The sequence below is a fragment of the Leptotrichia wadei genome, from assembly GCF_007990545.2.
GTDB classification, from domain to species: domain Bacteria; phylum Fusobacteriota; class Fusobacteriia; order Fusobacteriales; family Leptotrichiaceae; genus Leptotrichia; species Leptotrichia wadei.
Map to the genome: position 1 here is coordinate 1,323,927 of NZ_AP019829.2, position 21,981 is coordinate 1,345,907.

Annotated in this window: 27 protein-coding genes and 1 pseudogene; 3 read left to right on the forward strand and 25 right to left on the reverse strand. The window is 27.1% G+C overall.

The annotated features are described in order from the left end of the window. Nucleotides 1-14: 14 nt before the first annotated feature. On the reverse strand, nt 15-143 hold the full coding sequence (locus FVE73_RS11055; protein WP_018497847.1) for a hypothetical protein: 129 nt from the start codon (nt 141-143) through the stop codon (nt 15-17). 327 nt (nt 144-470) lie between these two features. Between FVE73_RS11055 and hpf the strand changes: the two genes are divergently transcribed. Next, entirely contained in the window at nt 471-791 is a 321-nt protein-coding gene (gene hpf, locus FVE73_RS06155; RefSeq protein ID WP_018497846.1) for a ribosome hibernation-promoting factor, HPF/YfiA family, read from the forward strand. A gap of 293 nt (nt 792-1,084) precedes the next feature. Here hpf and FVE73_RS06160 read toward each other — a convergent pair whose 3' ends face one another. The 11 genes from FVE73_RS06160 to FVE73_RS06205 form a co-directional block, all read right to left on the reverse strand. Then, on the reverse strand, nt 1,085-1,729 hold the full coding sequence (locus FVE73_RS06160; protein WP_018497845.1) for an NUDIX hydrolase: 645 nt from the start codon (nt 1,727-1,729) through the stop codon (nt 1,085-1,087). A gap of 79 nt (nt 1,730-1,808) precedes the next feature. Beyond that, entirely contained in the window at nt 1,809-2,969 is a 1,161-nt protein-coding gene (locus FVE73_RS06165; RefSeq protein WP_018497844.1) for a hypothetical protein, read from the reverse strand. Continuing rightward, entirely contained in the window at nt 2,959-4,146 is a 1,188-nt protein-coding gene (locus FVE73_RS06170) for a phosphopentomutase (protein ID WP_018497843.1), read from the reverse strand. The genes FVE73_RS06165 and FVE73_RS06170 overlap by 11 nt, the downstream gene beginning before the upstream one ends. Before the next feature lie 75 nt (nt 4,147-4,221). After that, complete coding sequence (locus FVE73_RS06175; RefSeq protein WP_018497842.1) at nt 4,222-4,800, reverse strand: hypothetical protein; 579 nt, start codon at nt 4,798-4,800, stop codon at nt 4,222-4,224. Between the two features lie 24 nt (nt 4,801-4,824). Continuing rightward, on the reverse strand, nt 4,825-5,313 hold the full coding sequence (locus FVE73_RS06180; protein ID WP_018497841.1) for a DUF2262 domain-containing protein: 489 nt from the start codon (nt 5,311-5,313) through the stop codon (nt 4,825-4,827). Nucleotides 5,314-5,341: 28 nt separating this feature from the next. Beyond that, the gene (locus tag FVE73_RS06185) at nt 5,342-5,800 is read right to left on the reverse strand and encodes an immunity 51 family protein (protein ID WP_018497840.1); all 459 of its coding nucleotides are present in this window, start codon (nt 5,798-5,800) and stop codon (nt 5,342-5,344) included. A gap of 147 nt (nt 5,801-5,947) precedes the next feature. Beyond that, entirely contained in the window at nt 5,948-6,835 is an 888-nt protein-coding gene (locus FVE73_RS06190; RefSeq protein ID WP_018497839.1) for a hypothetical protein, read from the reverse strand. After that, entirely contained in the window at nt 6,810-7,565 is a 756-nt protein-coding gene (locus FVE73_RS06195; protein WP_018497838.1) for a hypothetical protein, read from the reverse strand. Before FVE73_RS06195 ends, FVE73_RS06190 begins: the two co-directional genes overlap by 26 nt. 81 nt (nt 7,566-7,646) lie before the next feature. Then, nucleotides 7,647-7,754 carry a hypothetical protein gene (locus tag FVE73_RS10920; protein ID WP_018497837.1) on the reverse strand — a complete coding sequence of 36 codons (108 nt, stop codon included), beginning with the start codon at nt 7,752-7,754 and terminating at the stop codon, nt 7,647-7,649. 40 nt (nt 7,755-7,794) lie between these two features. Then, nucleotides 7,795-7,998 carry a hypothetical protein gene (locus FVE73_RS10925; protein WP_018497836.1) on the reverse strand — a complete coding sequence of 68 codons (204 nt, stop codon included), beginning with the start codon at nt 7,996-7,998 and terminating at the stop codon, nt 7,795-7,797. Nucleotides 7,999-8,210: 212 nt separating this feature from the next. After that, nucleotides 8,211-8,561 carry a winged helix-turn-helix transcriptional regulator gene (locus tag FVE73_RS06205; RefSeq protein WP_018497835.1) on the reverse strand — a complete coding sequence of 117 codons (351 nt, stop codon included), beginning with the start codon at nt 8,559-8,561 and terminating at the stop codon, nt 8,211-8,213. A 132-nt stretch (nt 8,562-8,693) separates the two neighbouring features. On the opposite strand from FVE73_RS06205, the gene FVE73_RS06210 reads away from it, so the two are divergent. Further along, entirely contained in the window at nt 8,694-9,320 is a 627-nt protein-coding gene (locus FVE73_RS06210; RefSeq protein WP_232058497.1) for an amidohydrolase family protein, read from the forward strand. A gap of 479 nt (nt 9,321-9,799) precedes the next feature. On the opposite strand, the gene FVE73_RS06215 is transcribed toward FVE73_RS06210, so the two are convergent. From FVE73_RS06215 to FVE73_RS06260, 10 genes and pseudogenes are all read right to left on the reverse strand, one after another. Next, on the reverse strand, nt 9,800-10,525 hold the full coding sequence (locus FVE73_RS06215) for an endonuclease/exonuclease/phosphatase family protein (RefSeq protein WP_018497834.1): 726 nt from the start codon (nt 10,523-10,525) through the stop codon (nt 9,800-9,802). Nucleotides 10,526-10,579: 54 nt separating this feature from the next. Beyond that, nucleotides 10,580-11,329, reverse strand: a complete 750-nt coding sequence (locus tag FVE73_RS06220) for a DKNYY domain-containing protein (protein WP_018497833.1) — start codon at nt 11,327-11,329, stop codon at nt 10,580-10,582. Nucleotides 11,330-11,398: 69 nt separating this feature from the next. Continuing rightward, complete coding sequence (locus tag FVE73_RS06225; RefSeq protein WP_018497832.1) at nt 11,399-12,112, reverse strand: DNA-3-methyladenine glycosylase; 714 nt, start codon at nt 12,110-12,112, stop codon at nt 11,399-11,401. A gap of 153 nt (nt 12,113-12,265) precedes the next feature. Beyond that, nucleotides 12,266-13,087, reverse strand: a complete 822-nt coding sequence (locus FVE73_RS06230) for an SH3 domain-containing protein (protein WP_018497831.1) — start codon at nt 13,085-13,087, stop codon at nt 12,266-12,268. Nucleotides 13,088-13,125: 38 nt separating this feature from the next. Then, entirely contained in the window at nt 13,126-13,791 is a 666-nt protein-coding gene (gene deoC, locus FVE73_RS06235; protein ID WP_039782065.1) for a deoxyribose-phosphate aldolase, read from the reverse strand. Between the two features lie 164 nt (nt 13,792-13,955). Further along, nucleotides 13,956-15,164: pseudogene (locus FVE73_RS06240) on the reverse strand (ATP-binding protein). Between the two features lie 177 nt (nt 15,165-15,341). Continuing rightward, complete coding sequence (locus tag FVE73_RS06245) at nt 15,342-15,617, reverse strand: Txe/YoeB family addiction module toxin (RefSeq protein ID WP_018497827.1); 276 nt, start codon at nt 15,615-15,617, stop codon at nt 15,342-15,344. After that, nucleotides 15,611-15,850 carry a type II toxin-antitoxin system Phd/YefM family antitoxin gene (locus FVE73_RS06250; protein WP_018497826.1) on the reverse strand — a complete coding sequence of 80 codons (240 nt, stop codon included), beginning with the start codon at nt 15,848-15,850 and terminating at the stop codon, nt 15,611-15,613. Before FVE73_RS06250 ends, FVE73_RS06245 begins: the two co-directional genes overlap by 7 nt. Before the next feature lie 284 nt (nt 15,851-16,134). Further along, nucleotides 16,135-17,373: a pectate lyase family protein gene (locus FVE73_RS06255; RefSeq protein WP_018497825.1), complete on the reverse strand. Its 1,239-nt coding sequence runs from the start codon at nt 17,371-17,373 to the stop codon at nt 16,135-16,137. A gap of 211 nt (nt 17,374-17,584) precedes the next feature. Next, nucleotides 17,585-18,292, reverse strand: a complete 708-nt coding sequence (locus tag FVE73_RS06260; protein ID WP_018497824.1) for a GntR family transcriptional regulator — start codon at nt 18,290-18,292, stop codon at nt 17,585-17,587. Between the two features lie 175 nt (nt 18,293-18,467). On the opposite strand from FVE73_RS06260, the gene FVE73_RS06265 reads away from it, so the two are divergent. After that, the gene (locus FVE73_RS06265) at nt 18,468-19,211 is read left to right on the forward strand and encodes an SDR family oxidoreductase (RefSeq protein WP_018497823.1); all 744 of its coding nucleotides are present in this window, start codon (nt 18,468-18,470) and stop codon (nt 19,209-19,211) included. 317 nt (nt 19,212-19,528) lie between these two features. Here FVE73_RS06265 and FVE73_RS06270 read toward each other — a convergent pair whose 3' ends face one another. The 3 genes from FVE73_RS06270 to FVE73_RS06280 form a co-directional block, all read right to left on the reverse strand. Next, on the reverse strand, nt 19,529-20,434 hold the full coding sequence (locus FVE73_RS06270; protein WP_026238979.1) for a CorA family divalent cation transporter: 906 nt from the start codon (nt 20,432-20,434) through the stop codon (nt 19,529-19,531). A 114-nt stretch (nt 20,435-20,548) separates the two neighbouring features. Then, nucleotides 20,549-20,974, reverse strand: a complete 426-nt coding sequence (locus FVE73_RS06275) for a hypothetical protein (RefSeq protein WP_018497821.1) — start codon at nt 20,972-20,974, stop codon at nt 20,549-20,551. Nucleotides 20,975-21,072: 98 nt separating this feature from the next. After that, complete coding sequence (locus tag FVE73_RS06280) at nt 21,073-21,897, reverse strand: SDR family NAD(P)-dependent oxidoreductase (RefSeq protein WP_018497820.1); 825 nt, start codon at nt 21,895-21,897, stop codon at nt 21,073-21,075. Nucleotides 21,898-21,981 lie beyond the last annotated feature (84 nt).

Sequence of the window (21,981 nt, forward strand, 5' to 3'; positions counted from 1 at the left end):
CCAAGCAAAAAAGATTACCCAGATTTTTCATATATTTGTATATTTAATTTTTTATATTTTTTATATAACAAAGTAGACAATTTTACAATTTGTCTAGTAAAAAATATCCTGAACGCTCTTCTGACAAAAAATCTTTTTTTCATCTTTCCTCCAATAAAATATTTCCCTTAAAAAATCTTGTATTGCCGTAAAATTCCTACCCATTAAAAGTATAACAAAATTTTATCAGTTTTTCAATACCAAAAAAATTATTTCTGTGCCAAAATAAGTTACTTTCTTCATAGTATATTTTCCCAATATTTCTTAAATCTCCATTTCCTATTTTACTATTTTTTCTTTAATTTAATAGAATTTTATAATATTATTTATAATATTTTACTAAAAAATTTTAATTATTTTATTTTTGCTATTGACATTTTAAATTTTCAAGGTACAATATTATTGACATAGATGAAAGGATGTGATGATTTATGAAAATCATTATTAGTGGAAAACAACTTAAAGTTACAGATGCAATTAAAGCTTATACTGAAGAAAAAATAAGCAGAATTTCCAAGTATTCAGATGCTATCACAGAAGTCGATGTTGTTCTGACTGTTGAAGATACAAAATCTGAAGGTCCAGTTCATAAAGCTGATGGATTAGTTTTTGCAAGTGGTACAAAAATAAAAATAGAAGCTGAAAATAAAGACTTATATGCAGCAATTGACGATTTATCCGACAGATTAGAAAGACAAGTTAGAAAATATAAAGAAAAACAAAAAGACCACAACAAAAAAGGTACTCGTTAATCAAAAATAATAAATATTTATTTATCATTAAAATATATTAAAAAAACATATAGATTCAAAATATAAAGTAAAAAGTTAAGTTTTTTATTAAAAAGATTCAATTTATTTAACATTTCTATTTAAGAAATAATTATTTTAAGATTAAGGAACTTTAAATATATAAAAAAAGACTATTTTAAAACTATTTAGGTTTTAGAATTAGTCTTTTTATATTTTTTAACAAGGGGTTCTTACATTCTTGTTCTCTTAATTATTATTATTAATTAATTTTACTTTTACAATTATCCAAATCTCTAATCAAAAATAACCTTCCATTTATCCTTATTCTTATTCGCCTCAAAACACATCTTTATCTGATCAACTGTAATTTTTTTCTCTTCCAGTTCAGGCAATTCATCAATCCCAAAATATCTACTATCAATCGTTTCAATATTTTTCTCAAATTTTCCACTCAAATATTCACATAAAACAAATACTTTCGTTATACCATACGGTATCTTTTTACCTTGATTCTTTGTAACATCAAGCAAAGCTATAATCATCTCAGCACTAGCCTCAATCCCAGCTTCTTCCTTAACTTCCTTCAACACATTTTCCTTCACAGAAAGATAAACATCCGCCCATCCACCTGGCAATGCCCATTTCCCATTACTTTCCTGAATCAAAAGAATTTTATCATTTTCAAAAATCACGCCTCTCACATCAATTTTAGGTGTCTGATATCCAACTTCATTACAAAACAGATTTTTTACTTTTTCTACCGAAATATCAGTCTTATAAGCTACCATCTCTGCTGAAATCTCTCTAATTCTCTCAAATCGCTCAATATCAAACTTATCCTTTCCATACGCAAGTCCCGCCTGAGCCAAACTTTGTAATTCAATTGCCCAATTTAACCATTTTTCTTCTGATTTCTCATATTTTTCTTCACACTTCATCTGTTATCATTCCTTATTTATAACCTTTGTTTTTTCTGTTTGACATAGATATATTTACTACTCTAATAAAAATAATTTCTTATAATTTAATTTCATATTTTTTCAAAAACAAATTAGGGTATTCATTATATTTGGAATAATCATATATTTTTGCATATTCTTGTCTTATTTTTTCTTCTGGAACTTCATTGTAAATTTTTAAATCTGGTGTTATATTTGCTAGTGTTTTTAATCTTTGCAATACTTCTTTTGAAATTCCTTTAGAAATAAAATATTCTTCACTATACGCAAATAAAATATAATTTAATATGGCTAACTGCTCATTTTTCTCAAATTTTTTTAATTTATCAAAAAATGTTTTGTATCTTTTATTATTAATATCCTCAAAAACTATAATTTTACTTCCACTTTGTTTCATGTTATCTTTTTCTTTAAATGGAAAACAACAAAAATAAAAAAATTCTGATTTTTCATAATCTTCCAGGGGATTATTTATATAATTGCCCTCAAAATCCGTTATTAAACCTATTGTAGTTTGAAAGGCAATAGGAATAATATAAGGTAATTCTTCTTCGTATAATACTCTATATCTAACCTCTCCTTTTTTTAAATAATCGTATCGTTTTTCAAATTTATCAATTTGCTTCCTATATTCTTCCTTTTTAACATACGTATCTTTTATATCTTCAATTAAGTCTACAAAGAATGGAGTATTACCAAAATTCATACAACTGTTTAAGTATTCCATTCTTTTTTTATATCCAATATATTCAAGTTTATTTTCGTAAATCATTTTTAGAACGTTTTTCATTTCTATTTGCCTTAAAGCTTTATTTGATAATTTTATACCATAAATTGATATTTCATTTTCATATTGTGTAAAAATATCATTATCACATTTTCTACATATCAAATGAAACGTTCCTGCTTCATTAAGACCTTTATCTTTTTTTTCATATGGCATTTCAAGTATATTATTACTATAATAATATACCTTTTCATTTATCACAATATTTTTTAATATGGATTGAGGAACTGTATGAGAATTACATATCATAGACTTTTCTTCTTTTTTATTTTCCTCTTTTAGGCAATTGTAACAACATCCTTTTCTTTCTTTTTTAAATTCTTTTATCATTTCTTTTTTCATTTTATTTAAAAATTTATCTATTTCTACTTGTTTTTTATTTAAACTTTTTTTTAAATCTTCAAAAGTTATTTGTTCAATTTTAAACTCCATATTTTATAATCTCCTTAGCAAAACTTCCTTCTTTTTCAGTTCCCAATAAAATTTCCTCAACAGTTGCTGCAATATCCGCAAAAGTTTTTCTTGTTCCAATATTTACATTCTTTTTAACATTTTTACCATAAATCATTATTGGAATGTATTCTCTTGTGTGATCTGTCCCTTTGTATGTAGGATCGTTTCCGTGATCAGCTGTGATAATCAGAATTTCATCATCTTTCAAGTTTTTCTCGATTTCAGGCAGCCAGTTATCAAATTCGATTAGAGCCTTTACATATCCTTCAACATTTCTTCTATGTCCGTAAACAGCATCAAAATCAACTAAGTTAGTGAAAATCAATCCTTTTGTATCTTCCTTCAATGCGGCTATTGTTTTTTTAATTCCATCTAGATTGTCCTGATTAGCTTTTCTGTTATCGGTAATTCCTTTTCCATTGAACAAGTCGCTCGTTTTCCCAATTCCAACTACATCAAGTCCAGCTTTTTTCAATCTTTCAAGCATGCTTTCTTTTGGAGGGTCAATAGAGAAGTCGTGTCTGTTCGCAGTTCTCTTAAATTCTCCTACTTTTTTACCAACATAAGGTCTTGCAATTACCCTTGCCACAGGTGATTTCTCATTACAAATTTCAAGTGCAATTTCACACGCTTTATAAAGTTCTTCTAATGGTATAATTTCTTCATTCGCAGCAATTTGAAACACAGGATCCGCTGAACCATAAACTATCCAATTTCCTGTTCTAATTTGTTCTTCTCCATATTGATCAATCGCTACAGTCCCTGAAATTGGTTTATTTAACATAACCTTTCTTCCAGTTTTTTCTTCAAATTCCTTTATAACCTCATTTGAAAATCCGTTTTTATAATTTGGAAACGGTCTTTCTAGCGGCACACCAGCTATCTCCCAATGTCCAGTCGTAGAATCCTTTCCTTGCGACACCTCAATCGCTCTTCCATAGGCCCCTTCAGCATTTTCCACAGCTGGAGTCCCTTCAATCTCAGTAATATTTCCAAGTCCTAATTTACCCATATTAGGCAAATTCATTCCCCCATGAGCTTTCGCCATATTCCCTAACGTATTTGATCCACAGTCATCAAACAAATTCGCATCAGGCAATTCTCCTGCTCCAACACTGTCTAAAACTATTATTGTTATTCTTTCTATCTTTTTCATTTTTTTATCTTCCTTTCTTTTTTATTTAATTATATCTTTTATCTGTTTTAAAAGCAATTGATTTTAAGATTTTTTTTATTCATCAGAGCCATAAACAATCATTAATAAATATTCTTTATACCGTATTATTCCTGCTGAAAAAACATTGTATGCATAAAATTCACTTAAAATAGCTTCATATTTCTTTATCGCTACATAAAAATTTACAGGCTCACCAAACCAATGTGTTATTTGATAAAAAAAACGTCTTACATTCCAGTATTGTTCCTTTTTATCTGCTTTATTTTCTAAATTTTCAATTATTTCCTCAACAGTAAATTCTGTTTGCAATTTAATAAATTCAGAAATTCTATCGTAACCAGTTTTTGTTTCATTTTGTTTTATCAGCTTTTCGTATTTTCTATTTTTTTTGAAAACAATATTCAATTTTTCCAATTTTTTTCTAATATTATCATCTTTTTTTTCAGATGAACTACTTTCATAATACTGCAATAATTTTTTCTTTATTATTTCATTCAAATCATTATTTTTATCATTGTCAATAAAAAATGTATCAATATATATTGCTGTATATTCAGGACAAACCTTCATCCCATCATTCCAACACATTGAGACACCTTCAATAAATCCTTCAATATAATCCCTATTCTTCATTGTGATAATTCCTTTTCAAAATCATTATTTTTTATAAATATTTGTCAAATCGTCAAAAACAACTTTCTCATAAATTTCAGCATCAGTTATAAACACATATTCATCAAAAAATACTTCATCATAAACCCACACACTAAATTGACTAATAGAATATGGCATTATTTCATCAATTGTTAAATTTTGGAAGAAAAAGTTTTCTGTAATAATCCCATTTCTAGCATTTTCTACATCGTATTTAGTTAGGCTATTTCCCAATTTTTGAATAACGTTTTCCAATGGAACAGACAATTTATTCTCTCTTAAACAGTTATTTGCCATACCTAGATATTTTTTTACAATGCTATTTTTTATTTTGACATCCCATTCTTCTACATTATCAAGAATAAGAGACATCTGTTTTTCCAATTCCTTATTATAAATTTCAGCTTCTTCCATTGACACATACACTTTTTTCCCAAGCCAATCAACTTCAAAATCCTCAATATCGCCATTATCATTTATATTAAATACCATTTTCAGTTTTCCTAACTTCAATTTTCATCTAAAATGAATCCCAGAAAATGTCATCTCCATTTTCTTCAATATATTTATAAATTTTTTCTTCATTCTCAATCAAATCCTCAACTATTTCAGCCACTTTCCGTATTTTTTCCCAGTTTTCCTTAGTATTTCCAAAATAGCGTCCGACATATCCCCCAGCTTCAGGATCAGAATCATAATCTTCATAAAGTTCTGGATAATTATTCTCTAAATAACTTTCAATTAAAGCTGCCCATCCATAGCCATTTAAATAGGCTTCTTCATTAATTTCAGATACTTTTTCAAAAATTTCATCAAATTTTTTATCATTATTCATTAGACAAAAAGATACTTGATCGTTAATGTCATCCTTTATTTCCTGTATTTCTTCCTCTGAAAGTTCCATCCCACTTTTTTTCAAACTTTCAATATATTCCTCAAACCCTTTTTCATCTTGCTCATCAATTGCTACATATTTCATAAATTTATCCTTCTTTTCTTCATTTTATTTTTAACCAATCTCCAAAATCGCCATGTATGATAAATGTTCATTCCTATAAATCATTATTTTTAATAGAATATATAAATATGTGTAATATTCATATAAATACGTACTATTTTTATAATTTTAATCATCACATTTTTTATAATTTTTAGGCATAACATTATTCTGAAAATAATAAAAATTAAATTTTATACTATTAAAATTTGTATTTCCATATTCAATTATTATTTTTCTATCTTTTTCAAAAAAATCATCCATAATATAAATTTCTTTTTTCTTTTCAGAAATTGATATACTGTAATTACTATATCTTTTCATAATATAATCTTTTTTAAAAAATCTTATTACAGTTACTACCAGTAATAATATTATTATTGTAAACAATTTAATCATTAAATTTAAATATCCCCATGCAATTCCAACTGAAAAAATTATCATTAAACTAAATACTGCAAAACACATCATATAATGCTTTTCAAAAATTGAATATTTTACATATAATTTTTCTTCCTCTTTTTTTTCACGAATTTCTTTTTTTGGATAACCTATTTTCTCCAACAAATATTCCAAAATTTCATCTTTATTTTTTATGTCACAAAAAATATAACTTTTTTTATGATTACTTTCTATTGAAACATCCATTATTAAATTACAGAAATACTTATAAATATTCATTGAGCTGTCAAAGTTTAAAAGAATATCATACGAACCTAATATATTTTTTCTCACTGTCAAAGTTTTTATATCATTATATGCAATCATTTTCTCAAAAAATAGACCTTTTATTTTCACTTCATAATCAGAAAAATCAAATTTCATCTTATTTTTAATAATCATTACCAAAAGAAATCTATATACGAAATAACTTATTCCAATAGCTAAAAAAAATATTCCACCCTTTTCTTTTTTATTAAATAAAATATCAATTCCTCCTAATAAATGACTTAAATATATTACTAGAAAAAATATATCCCACATATTAATTTCAAATTTTGAATATTTTATTTCCATATAATTTATCTCCATATTTTACTATTTCTTTCAATACTTTCTCCCTTTCTTTTTTATAATATTTCTCTACAATATCTGTTACATCTATGCTTACATCTAGTTCTGTATTCAAATATATTTTATCATCCTTTTTCAAAAATGCTTCCCAAATTTTTCCCGTATTCAAATAAGCCGTGACAATTTCAAAATCATTTTTTAAAATTTTTACTATTTCTCTATTTCTTAGTTTCGATATTTCTTTAAAAAAATTTTCAATATTATCATCTAATTTATCTATATCAACAAAATATATATCATAAAATAATTGTTTTTTATATTCTTTAAATGTATCAAAATATCCTTTAAAATTACTCAATCCTAACCACTGCAACAAAATATCTGAACAAGAAATTTTATTTATTAAACTTATTTCTTCTTTAGACATCAACCTTAATAACTGCTGTTCAGTAAATTTTAAAGGTAAATATTTATAATCGTACTGATAAATCTTTTCTCGATATGGAACCATCAAAAAATTATTCTCAAATTTTACTATACCCATATCACATTTATTTTTTATATCCCCATAATTAAATTCAAACACAAACTTATACCGTGCTTCTTCATTATAAGAAATTAATTCATAACAGTATCCATAATAAACAATTTCATTATTTTTCATAATTTGAAGGTAATCCTCATAGCAACTATCATAATAATTTTCATCCCAAGTAATTATACTTACATCCATTTTATCTCATCCTGTTTATATTAATTTATTCTTGAATTATCATAATTTTTTATAATTCTTAAATATTTAAAAATTTAAATGTTATTTCTTCCTATGCTTTCTTCCTTTCTTCTCTCCAAATGCCTCCAAAATCCCACCTTTCACAAGTTTATTCAAAAATCTTCTAGCTGTTGAATCCGAAACATCCAAAATCTTTTGAGCCTCACTATTGTCAATATAATTATTTTTCTTAAAATATTCTTCTTAGTATTTTCAGCCTTTGTAACTCTTTATCAGTCATTTTATCAGTCAAAATATCAGTCATTTTTAAGTCATTTTTTTCTTTTTTCACAATATTTCCAATTTCCTCTGTTACAACGGTAAATTTAACAACCATTTCTTCTTTTTTATAATCATTCATTGATGTTATTTCAAGATAATATTTTTCTTCCATCAACAAAAATTACAACGAAAAAATTTTCTCATCACACACTTTTTACAATAAAAAATGCAAATATATTACAAAAATTACAACGATACTTTATCATTTTTAAATTTGCTAAAATCCATACAAACACCTTTATTTCATTAAATAGTAGCTTTAACAACTCTATTATGATAGAAAATATTTCTTATTTGAAAATTTTGTTTCCGCATAACTTATTTTTAAACCTTATCTGTATTATTATCAATCAATTCCAAATATTCATTTCCCCAATCGCATAAAGTTTTTAATACAGGCTCAATAGAATTACCTATTTCAGTCAGAGAATATTCAACTTTTGGAGGAATTTCAGGATAAATAGTTCTTTTTATCATTTTTTTATCTTCAAGTTCTCTCAATTGCTCTGTCAAAGTTTTTGTAGTAATATTTCCCAGATTCCTTTGCAATTCATTAAATCTGACTACTTTTTTTATATACAAATTCCATAAAATCCTTAATTTCCATTTTCCACTGAGTATGTTTATTCCTAACTCCATTGGACAAGCGTTTGAAACTGCTTCTGTTTTTGACATATTTTTCCTTCCTTTAATAAAGTATCAAAAAAGATACTTTATATCAAAAATGTGCGTACTTGTATTGATTACAAGAGGTATGTTATACTTTATTATATCAAAAATAATAGAAAGATAAAAGGGTGAGAAGATATGATAATAGATAGTCACCAACATTTAATATTGCCAACAGAATTACAAATTGAACAAATGAATAAAGCAGGAGTAGACAAGGCAATACTTTTTACAACGACTCCGCATCCTGAAAAAGCTAAAACATTGACTGAATTTAAAAATGAGATGTCAATTTTATTTAAAATTTTAGGAGGAGAAAATTCTCTTGAAAATAATAAAAAAAGATTTAAAAAGGATATTTCTGATTTAATGAAAGTGATAAATAATTATCCTGATAAATTTTATGGCTTCGGAACTGTTCCACTTGGATTATCCCTTGAAGAAACTCAAATCTGGATAAAACAATATATTATTGACAATGGATTAAAAGGCATTGGCGAATTTACACCTGGAAATGATGAACAAGTAAGCCAATTGGAAACAATTTTTAAAGCACTAAAACAATATGAAAACTTTCCCATATGGGTTCACACTTTTAATCCAGTCACTCTAAACGGTATAAAAATTCTTGAAAATCTCACAAGAAAATATTTCAAAACACCAGTAATTTTTGGACATATGGGAGGTTATAACTGGATGGAAGTAACAGAAATACACCAAATGCCTACATTGATTTATCCGCTGCTTTTTCTACACTCGCATTAAAAATGATAATAACAGAAGTTCCTGACAAATGTCTATTTAGCTCTGACGCTCCTTACGGTGATTCATTTTTAAATAAACAAGTAATAGAATATTTAAGTCCATCTAAAAAAATATCAGATAAAATACTTGGAGAGAATATCATAAAATTATTGGAATTAAAATAAATATTTTTTTAACAGGGGTATTCCCTACCATACCCCTATAAATCTTCAAAATTTTTCTGCACTGACCAAAAATTCACTTCTGATTAAAATAAAAAGCTTTTTTAAAATTTAAATAGGGGTATAAGGATTAAGCTGTGTCTGAAAACTCAAAATCTATGTTATTTTTAATATTTTTTGATTTTAAAAATTATACAAAGTACGATAAAATAAGTATTTATTATTTTTGAATTTAGAAAAATTTGTTAAAAATTCATCATTTTGAGAGTTTTAAGACATACCCTAATTCAAAAAATCTTAAAATCATTTCCAATAGATTTATTCTACTTCAAAAACCGCCATATACGGCAAATGATCCGATAACTTAGTCCAATCCCTTGAATCATCATTAATATAAAAACTCTTTTTTACTTTGTAATCTGTCCCCTTTTTTGCCATCACATAATCAATTCTAGCCGTTTCAAGCTCCCTATTTTCTGAGTTATTCTTATTTTCCAAATCTCTCCCTTCAAAATAGCTGTCATTCCAATCTTTCCTAATTTTCGCATAATATTCCGTCGTTGGCAAAAGATTAAAATCTCCGCACAAAAACTTCACATCGCCCTTAAATCCCTCAATTGCAGCAAATAAATCAGCCAACTCCTCATTTTTATTGTCCAAACTATTATCAAGATGTGTATTTACGATCAAGATTTTATTTTTAAATTTTTGGGTATTCAATCTTGCTGCTAAAATCTGTCTTTTTTCCTTGCTGCTTCCAGGCAATTGATGAATATAAATATTTTTCACGTCATATTTTGAAATGAAAGCAATTCCATATTCTCCGCTATCAAAGTCCATCGCTTTTTGAAAATAATAATAATTATATCCTAGTTCTTGTGCCATTTCTTGCACTACATCCCGAAATTTGCTTCTTCTCGTATTCCTATCAACTTCCTGAAGCCCTATAAAATCTGGCTTATACTTTTTTAAACTCCGAGCAAGTTCCCTTCCATTAGTGAGCCTCGCCCCAAAAATATTGTATGTTATAAGTCTAAATTCCATTTTTATTTCCTATCCTTTTTATTTTATTTGTATAAATAATTAATTTTTTCTTGATTAAAACCATTTCAATTCATCTTTAGTCAAATATTCATAACTTCGATTTTTATCTTTTCCATCTCCATTTGGAAGCACTTCGAATGTATTATAATCTACACCTTCTAAAATTTTTCCCTTAAAATAAATATTTTTATCATCTTTTATAAACCATTTATTCAGAACTTCTACTTTATCTCTATTAATTCCTTTTACTTCATAAATAAAGTAGTATGAATCAAAACAGTTTAACATTGTATTGTTTATATAATATACATTGTATTTATCTTTTCCATATAATGTAGCATATATTATTCCATTTGGCAAAAATTCAAATGTTTCAGGATTTTTAATTTTTCCCAATAATGGAGAAGGATCTATTACTTCATTCCCGCTATAAACATGATTTTTATCCTTTGCATAATCTTCATTTAAAACTTTAAAACTCATAATATCAGCATTTTCTATTTTTTTATCCCGATAATAAATTTTATTCTCATTTTTCCAATAATTCTGCCCTAATTTTTCAAAATTTTTAATCTTTACATCTTTTATTTTTTTACCCATGTAATAAACATTCTTATCATCTTTTAAAAGGGAAAATCCTATCAACTCAGCAGTTTTCGGATTTACTCCCTCCAAAATTTTATTTCTGTAATAAACCTTTCCTTTATCTATCGAATAATAATCTCCTATAATTTGTGCAACATCTCCAAATCCCACATTTGCCAAAACTAGAAATAACAATACTTTTAAGATATTTTTCTTCACATTTTCTTCTTTCGATTCAAATTCAATTTTATAAATTTCTTTTCAAACAAAAATTACAATAAAAATATTTCACTTCCAAACATCATCTTTCATATCCGCTTTCTTCATCCCAGAAACAAACCTATTCCCTTCCACAAAAAATCTCAAATTTTTCTCAGTCCAAACACCTTTATTCGGAACTCCAATTCTCTCAGAAATACCTATCTTCTTAGGAATTTTAGCATTTTCAAAATCAAGATACAAATATTTCTCATTTATTTTAGAAATGTCATATTTAATTTCAAAATTTTTATTCCCTAATTTTTCAGAAAAATTTTCAATTTCAAACATATTTTTCTCAGTAATCTGAATTTCCGTCTTATAAAATCTATCGTCAATCCCAAATGCCTTTGTAAATTTTCCCGGACCATTACTCACTAAAATTCCACTTTTTCCACGATTTTCTTCCATTTTTTCAACATTCAAAATTGGCTCTATCGCTCTAATTAAAACACTTTGCGGATTTCCTTTTTCACAAGTCACAATATTTAACATTTTATGAGAGTGTATAGAATGAATATAAACAGTTCCAGCTTTTTCAAACAACGCTTCTACTTTTGGAGTCCGTTTTTTCCCATAACCGTGAGCCGCTCTGTCAAATTCACCCAAATACGCCTCCGTTTCAACAATATATCCGGCAAATATCTCATTTTCATTCTTTGAAATCAAAATTTTCCCAAGCAATTCCTTTGCTACCATAATAGTGTCTTTCTTATAAAATTTCTCTATTTCTTCAAAAGTCATTTTTTCTCTTCCTTTTTCTATGTTTTCATACTATTTCCCATTAGGTATAAATTCTATTTAATGTGAGATCAAAACTTCTTAGCAAAAAATAAATAAAATATTTTCCTATTTTTCAAATGGTATTTAGTATAAAATTTCTGTATTCTCAAATTTTTAATCAGTATATTTTTTCAACTGGCTTTTATGAATAAAACCTCTATATTCCTTTGTTTTTGAGAGTTTATTACTCTCATTAGGATATTCAACATCAAAAATATAATACCAGTCGCCATATTTTGTAATATATTTCACAACAGTTTCATTATCCATTTTTGAAACAATTTTCGAGTTTGTTGTCGGTTTTTCACGCAAATTCGCATATCCATCCTTTGAACTCACTTCATATTTTTTCAAATCAAAAGGCTCATTTGGATCTACAAACTCTTCTTCAAAATCCTTTGATTTTTTCGTTTTAACTTCAGTAATTTTCGATTTCGCACCAGCAACTCTTTTCAATTCTGTGGCATAGACATAAACTGTCGTAAAATCACATTCTGTATACGGCAAAACTTTTTTTATCTTAACTGTCGCTGGAACTTCAAATTTCCCTTTACGGATTTTTTGCATTTTTTGATATTCTTCTGGAAAATTTTTCTTTAATGTTTCAGTAATAATTTTTTCTTCCTTAGCTGTTTCCTTTTCATAATCCGCATTCACATCTGGATTATTATAGTCAAAATCTCTAAGCCTCAAAACTAACGGTTTCCCATTCACAATATCCTTATTTTCAGGATAAAACAGCATTTCGCCATATCCAGTACCCGAGCAAGGCACCTCTGGATCACTCTTATCCCAATCCATCTTAAAAATCCCTCTTAAATTTAAAATTACACCGTTATCAGTCAATAAAATTTCTTGAGCATTCGTATTTTTTCCAAAACTAATTACAGAAATTAATAGTAAAAACACAAAAAATAAATAATTTTTAAATTTCATCTTTCCCACCTCTTTTTTATTTAAGAAAACACAAAAATTTAATATCCAGAACCTTCACTCTCAGCCCCAGTTACAATTGCAATTCCAGAACTTGTTCCCAATCTTTCAGCACCCAGTTCAATATATTTTTTCGCAGTTTCAAAGTCTCTCACTCCGCCACTTGCCTTAACTTTTGCCTTATTTCCAACTGCTTTTTTCATAAGTTCCACATCTTCAAATGTAGCCCCTCCAGTTCCAAAACCTGTCGAAGTTTTCACAAAATCAGCATTCGCATTAACAGCCAATTCACACGCCTTCACTTTTTCCTCATCAGTCAAATAACAAGTTTCAATAATCACTTTCAAAACATTTTTTCCAATTGCTTCTTTAATTCTTCTAATTTCGTTTTCCACCAATTCATAGTCCTTATCTTTCAATGCTCCAACATTAATAACCATGTCAATTTCTGAAGCACCATCTTCAATCGCCTTTTTCGCCTCGAATACCTTTACATCAGTCGCCATCGCTCCCAAAGGAAACCCAACTACCGCTGCAACCTTCACATCGCTGTCTTTAACTTGACTAAAAGCATATTCAACATTCGCCCCATTTACACAAACTGAATAAAATCCATATTCTTTTGCTTCATCGCATAATTTTTTTATATCTTCTCTCGTAGCATTCGCCTTCAAAATTGTGTGATCAATAAATTTGCTTATTTTCATCATTACCATTCCCTTCTTTAATTTGTTATTTATTGTTTTTATTCTACTATAAGTATACCGACTTTTTTTCTTTTGGCAACACTATTTTATATAACAGAAAATACTGAAATATATTATTTTTAATCAATATTGTTCTTTACAATTATTCAATTTTTATGGTTAACTTATTTTACTAAAAATTCTATCAAATTTACATGCTTTATCCCATTTCTTGACATATCAAATTCATCCATCGACAGCACATATTTTGGATAATTGTCTTTAATATTTTCTAAAACTGAGAATTCTCTTTCTTTCGTATCTTCTGAAGCTAATAAATAACTTACCTGAATATATATTGTTTCATCATTTTTTTTACAGACAAAATCTACTTCAAGATTATCTACCTTTCCAATTTTTACATTATATCCTCTTCTTAACATTTCAAAGTACACAATATTTTCCAGTATTTAATTTATATTTTTTTGATTATTTTCCATTATTGCTTCCCTTATTCCATGATCAGCTATGTAATATTTTTCATTCACATTCAGTATCTTTTTTCCTAATAAATCATTTCTAGCAACTCGGTAAACTAAAAATGCCTCTTCACATGCCTTTATATAGTTCAGTATTGTTTCTGTTGCAACTTTTCTATTCTCGCTTTTAAAAAATTTAGAAATCGATGTTGCTGAAAATGTATTTCCAATATTCATAATAACATAATTTATTATTCTTTCAAGCAAATCTGTATCTCTAATATTATTTCTCTGAGTAATATCCTTTAATATAATAGAAGCATATAAATCCTGTAAATATTGCATACTTGCTTCAAAATTATAATCCAAATTATGAAGAAACGGCATTCCTCCAAATTTTACATATTTTTGAAATGCTTCTTTGACTTTTATTTCTTGATTTTTCTCCTGTATAATTTCAAAAAACTCTTTAAATGAAAACGGATACACAACAAATTCAACATATCTTCCAGCTAAATATGTTGAAAGCTCTCCTGAAAGCAGCTTAGCATTTGAACCTGTAATATAAATATCAAATCTAAGCTCTTCATCCACCCTCAAAGAGTTCACGCATTTTTCCCAGCCTTCCACTTCTTGAATTTCATCTAAAAAAACATAGTAGCTCTTATATTTATCATCAACCTTATTTAAAATAAAATCATACAATCTCTCATAATTTTTTAGATTTCTATATTTCAAATTTTCAAAATTAATATAAATAAACTGATTTTCATTTATTCCCCTATTTTTCAATTCCTCCATTAAAAGTTTTAACATAACTGATTTTCCACTTCTTCTTATTCCTGTCAAAACTTTTATCACATCTTTATCAATAAAAGGTACTATTTTTTTTATATATTCATCTCTTTTTAACATCTTATCACCTCTTTTCAATTATAACTTACAAAAAATCGAAAATCAACATTTTTATTAGTTATATCTTACAAAAATATTTTTTCTACAATTTTATCAGTTATAACTTAGGTAAATAAATATGAAAATTTAAAAAGATTAGCTTTCACTTTATACAAAAACTAATCCTTATTTAATCCATTAAAATTCATAATGTGTCCACATACTGATAATATTTATTCTTTTTTCTTCCTCAATAACTTCATAAACAAGTCTATGCTGTTTATTAATTCTCCTTGAATAATATCCCTTCAAATCTTTCGTCAAAATCTCGTAAAATGGTGGCGTTTGAAAAGGATTTTTCTTTATAAGATTTATCAATTTATCTACATTATTTTTTAATGCTGGAAATTGTTTTATTTTCTCCTTGTCTTTATTAGCTTTCTTTAAAATATAAATCTTATATTCTTCTACCATTCAAAAACCTCATAATCATCACTAGTAGCATTCTTTGCAGTTTCAATCTTTTCTTTCATATTTGGATCTGACAGCAAGTATAAAGTTTCTAGTAAACCGTTATATTCAGCTTCACTAATAATAATCGCATTTCCTTTTTTTGTATTCACATTAATAACATCGTTATAATCAATCGCCGATTCTAAATAAGAAAATAAATTTTTTCTCAAATTAGTTGCATTTGTATTTGTCACAAAAATCACTCCTTCCACTTATGTACATAATACAGTACATAAATAAAAAAGTCAAGATTTTTTTCATATCTTTATTTTTATTTTTTAGTTTGTTTATACAGAAATGCTTATGCTCTCAATTTTTAAAAAATTTTTTATCAGTTATAATTTAGTAAATAAATACGAAAATTAAAAAAGATTAGCTTTCACATTGTGCAAAAACTAATCCTTAACAATTTTATTATTTTATTATTTTATCAATTATTTATTATATATTTTTTATTTCAATTAAAACAAACTACATTTTATTTTTTAAATATTCCCGCATTATTTAAAACTTTATCTTTTACTTCATTTGTAGCATCTATTTTTTGATATAATGTAGGAACCCAATTCACTTTTGATAAACTTTCATCAAATTTATCAATTTTCTGTCCATTGAAAATATTGTTAATAGTTGTAAGTTCTTTTCCACCAAAGACTTTTACAAAATCTTTATAATCTTTGTCTTTTACTTCTGCAACATTGTTTTCAGCATATATTTTTGAATTTTTTCCAACTCCTAAAGAATAAGAATAACTGTATTCACTATTTTTATTGTCTGATTGATAATAATTATTATATACATGAACCTTTCCAAATCTCACTCTTGGTGCTCTTTGAACTAAATTATGAAAATAATTATGATGCAAAGTTACATTTAATTTCCCTTCATCTGTCATTTTTGAATCACTATTTCCTATCAAAATCGCTTTATTATGATTTTCAAAAATATTATATGATAAAGTTATGTAATCTGATTGATTTGATATATCAATTAACCCATCCCTATGCTCATATTTACGATTAAAATATTTTTCAATAGTTTCAGGTCCATCTTGAAAATGGCAATGATCTATCCAAATATGAGTGCCACCCTTTATTGAAATACTGTCATATTCGGAATTCCAGTTACCTTCTTTTCCATCTTTTGGATCCCATGATGGAAAATAATCATAAGGGGGCTCGAACATTATATTTCTTATAATTATATTATTAGAATCTAGGACTAAATCTACACCTTTTAATTTTGCATTTTTAATCCCAATTATACTTGTATTGGCAGGAACATGGACTGTAATACTTTTACTTTGATTTTTTTGAGATTGTTCTCTTTTTGCTTCCTGATCTTCTTTCAGACTTTTAGGTGCTGAACTTTTAGAAGCATGAGTTTCCAAATATTTTTGAAAATCATACCCTTTAGCCATATAATCTTCCATCTTTAAACTCTTACCATTATCATCTGTATCAAAATCTATTGTCCCATATATCATCAAAATCTTAGGTTCCGTATTTTTTCTGTTTCCAAGTGCTGCAACAAATTCTTTCTTATTTGTAACTTTGAATATATTTTTCTGAACAGCTTGAGTTCCACCCGTAGTTCCTTTACCTTCTGAAGCAAATCCATCATTTTTAGCTAATACTTCTCGTATAAAATCAGTTTTTTCAGCCGAACACAAGATTAAAGAAATCATTAAACTAATTACTAAAACTATTTTTTTCATTTTTTGTCTCCTTTACATTTTACTAAAGTATCCTCTCTTTGCATTTACATTAAATCATTATAATCAATTGCTTATTCTAAACAAAAAAATAAAGTTTTTCTTAAATTAGTTGCATTTGTATTTGTCATAAAAATTACTCTTTCCATATATGTATATAATATAATATATAAATAAAAAGGTCAATATTTTTTCATATTTCAATTTTTAGCAACTATCTTTTAGCAATTGCCGTAAAAGTAAATTTATCAGGATGATAAGTTATTGTTTCGTATTGGAAAAGATTTCCGTTAGATAAATAAGCATAAGTTTCAATAACTACAACTCTGTCAATATTTTCCAGATTTATATACCGTCTTTCTTCATCTGTTGCACTTCTGAACTTTATTTCCCGCCTTGAATAGGATATTTTTAAATTTAGTTCATTTTCCAGATATTCATAGATAGATTTACTGGCTATTTCATCATTTAAATAAGTGACGATTTTTCTATCAAAATAGGAAATGGCATACTGCACAACTTCACCATCCAAAGAATAAGTACGGACAACCTTATAAAAATCAGCCGTTTTAGAGACATTAAATTTTTCCATTAGTTCCTCAACACCTTGTACTATGTATAGACTAACTAAATTTGCCTTGACATCTATATTTTTTATCTTATTCAATTCTTGAAATGTCTGTATCGAAGTAAGCGAAATATTTTTCAAATCTCCTTTTTCCAGCACAATCGACTTTTTTCCCTTTATTTTTTGAATATATCCCTCAGACTCCAATAATGCAAGTGCCTTTCTAACAGTAAGTACCGAACAGGAATAATCTATCGCCAAATCAGCCTCACTTTTTAAGTAGTCTTTTGACTTTAATTTTCCATCTTTTATTTGTTTTTTTATATTTTCATAAACTTCCTTATATTTACTCATTTCGCAATACCTTTCCATAGTAATTAATATATTATACTTTAATTTATTTAAAATAACAACCAGAATATATCTTTTTTATTTTCCAAAACATCTATATATATGTACTGATTTTTTAAAAAGATATGTTATAATAAGTTTGTAAGAAAAATTAACTACTCAAAGGAGATGATTTAAAATGGCTGTTAAAAACAAAGTCGTTATTGTTACAGGAGCTTCTTCAGGAATTGGAAAAGCTACTGCAAAATTACTAGGAGAAAGTGGCGCAAAAGTCGTACTTGCTGCAAGAAATGAAGACAAATTACAGCAAGCTGTTGCTGAAATAAAGGAAAAAGGAGGAGAAGCAGCTTACAAAGTGACAGATGTATCAAAAAGAGAGGAAGTAAAAGCATTGGTTGATTTTGCAATTTCTGAATACGGAAAAATAGATGTTATTTTCAATAATGCGGGATTAATGCCAAACGCACCATTGTCAGAACTAAAAAATAGTGAATGGGATGAAATGATAGATGTGAACTTAAAAGGTGTCTTAAATGGTATTGAAGCTGTACTTCCACATTTTATCAAGCAAAAATCTGGACATGTTATTAGCACATCTTCTGTTGCTGGACTAAACACATATCTTGGAGCAGGAGTATACTGTGCCACAAAACACGGTGTAAAAGCACTAATGGAAGTACTAAGAAAAGAAAGTGCCAATGAAAAAATGAATGTCCGTACAACAACTTTATATTTAGGAGCATTCAGAACTGAACTTGCAACACGTATCACAAATAAAGCAATTAAGGAAAGAATTGAATTTCTTTACGACACAATTGGAGCAGATCCTATAATAGTTGCCGAAGCTGTAAAATTTGCGATTGATTTGCCAGAAGAAGTTAGCATGAACGAAATCACGCTTTACCCAACAGCACAATTATAAACTTATTTAAACTTTTTCTTAAAAGAATACTTTGATTGATAAAGTTATTTGTTTTGATTTAATTTAAAATATTTCTTGAAAATATGTTATTAGTTTAAATGTACAGTTTTTTTAAATAGACTATTCTTGATTTAAACTAAATATTATTCTTTGGACTGCACCTCTAATCTTGTTTATGTCCAAAATTTTAGGTGCAGCTTATTTTTTCAACCTTTATTTAATCTTACAATAAGATTTTCATTATAGATTTTTTCAATAAGTAAATACAAATCTTAATATTGTGGGAAATTTTTTTTGTTTTATACTACATTTAGATTTTACAAAACTTTCTTTTTCAAATACTTCCACAAAACTATCATTAACACTGTCATTATTATAAAAATTATTATTAATGCCCAAAATCCTGTATCTTGAAGCGGTAACTTCACATTCATTCCATAAAATCCAAAAATCATATTTGGAACTGTAATTAGTATTGTCGCCGCTGCCAAAACTTTCATTGTGATATTCATATTATTTCCAATATATGATGAATATGTTTCTCGTGTTGTTTTACAGATTTCACAGTATGAAAACGACAAATCAAGTGTAAAGTTTATCTCTTGCAAAATTCTCGTCATGTATTCTTCAAATTGCTGAAATTGCTCATCTTCTTTCAAATTCTCAACAACATAATCCAAGTTTCTCATAGCAATATTGTAAACATAAAAACCTTGCTCCACTTCCGAAAGTGAAATCAATTTCTCATTACTTTGCTGCTCCCTTAAAACCGTTTCAATCTTGTCGTGTTCTCCAATTAAAATTCGTACATATTTATACAAACTTTGAGAAATTTTATGAAGCATATTTAGAAAAAAACGATTTTCTTCAAGAATATCATCTCTCAATTCAGCATATTCTTCAACAAAATCATAAAAATCTTCAAAATAATCATCATCCAAAATGACAACCTTATCCTCCCTCATACAAATTACAATTGGATTAATTTCGTAAGATGTAACCTCTTTATCTATCACAGGTTTCTTCACAGTCGGATAATACAATTTATAAATTTCCCAGTCTGATTTTGAGATCCTCGGAGTAAAAATTTCTTCATCAATTACATTTTTTATCTTTTCCTCATCCATCTCCAATCTTTCAGATACAATTCTATAATCTTCATCTTTTAAATTATACACATAAGAAATTGTTTTCCCACTTTTTGTATCTATTCTTTTTATCATAGCAACCATCCTCGATTATTCCTAAAATTTTTACTTTATGAATAAATTATATCAAAAAACAGAGGCTATTTCAATTTTCAAAAAATTTTTTAATATGCAAATGACTTTTTTATCCTATAAACTTTCAAGCCAGTTCACAAATTCTAAAAACACCTCTATTTCTGTTATTTGTTGCAAATATCTCAAGTCAATATATTTCCCAGATTTTTCATGACAAAAGAACTCAATATCCCAAAATTCTGTTTCAATAAATCCTAATTTTGGATCATATTTAAAATATGAAAATTTATCAAGGTTTTTCCTGAAGTATTTTAATTTTGCATAACATAATTGATATTTTCTAAAAATAACTTCTAATATCGTATTCTTCAAGATAAAATTATGCGAAAAATAGACTCTTTCAGGAACATTATTTTTAGTCGTCATCCATTGCCTTTTATCATTTAATTTTAATTTATATTTGTTTATATAATTTATTTTATCTTCTGACAACTCATTTTTTAATTTTTCTTCCAAAATCATTAATTTTTTATCGTCCAATTTTTACTTCTCCTTTTTATATTTTTCTAATTTAAAAATAACACAATTCATCCCGTATTTTTATTTACGAGTTTCCTTGTGTTATTTTATAAAGTTTCCTATCTTCCAACAGTAGTTCCACCATCAATTGACAAGCATTCGCTTGTGATTTCCTTTGCAAAATCAGAAGCTAAAAAAGCAGTTGCATATGCTATGTCTTTTCCACTTTGAGCATGACCTAAAGGTATTAGTGATTCTACGGATTTTTTCCATAATTCTTCACGAACTTCTGGTGATACTTCTTCTTTATTGTTAGGATCCCAGTTATGTGACATTCCATCTAATATTTCTTCCCACATTGATGTACGGATAATTCCTGGTAAAATACCGTTTACACGGACATTATACGGTGCTCCTCTTCTTGCTCCACTTTGAACCAATGAAGTAACTCCTGCTTTTGAAGCACAGTAAATTTGCAACATATCCATTCCTTCTCTACCAGCAATTGATGATACCAGTATTATATTTCCAAATTTTTGCTTCATCATAGTTTCTAAAGAATGTTTCAGAACTAATGCAGACCCTACAACATTAATATTCAGTACTCTTTGCATTTCTTTTGCATTTGTATAAAGTAAGTCCTGTATAGAAATTACTCCAGCTGCATTTACTACCGCATCTAATTCCCCATTTCCTAATGCTTTTGCTTCTTCTACCATTTTTTGAACTTCTTCTTCATTTGAAACATCACATTTTGTGAAATCTGCTTTTACTCCAAAATTTTTAAGTTCAGCAACCGTTTTTTCAGCTTCTTCTGTATTAAAATCACCAATATGAACATTTGCTCCACAAGATGCAAAAAGTAATGCCATATCTTTTCCCAAACCTTTTGCCGCTCCTGTCACTAAAACTGTTTTTCCTGTAAAATCAATAGTCATTCCCATTTTACTCATCTCCATATTCTTTTATTATTTTAATATTTTTTTGTTACTTCTCTCTTCTTTATTAGTTTACCACATAACTTATTT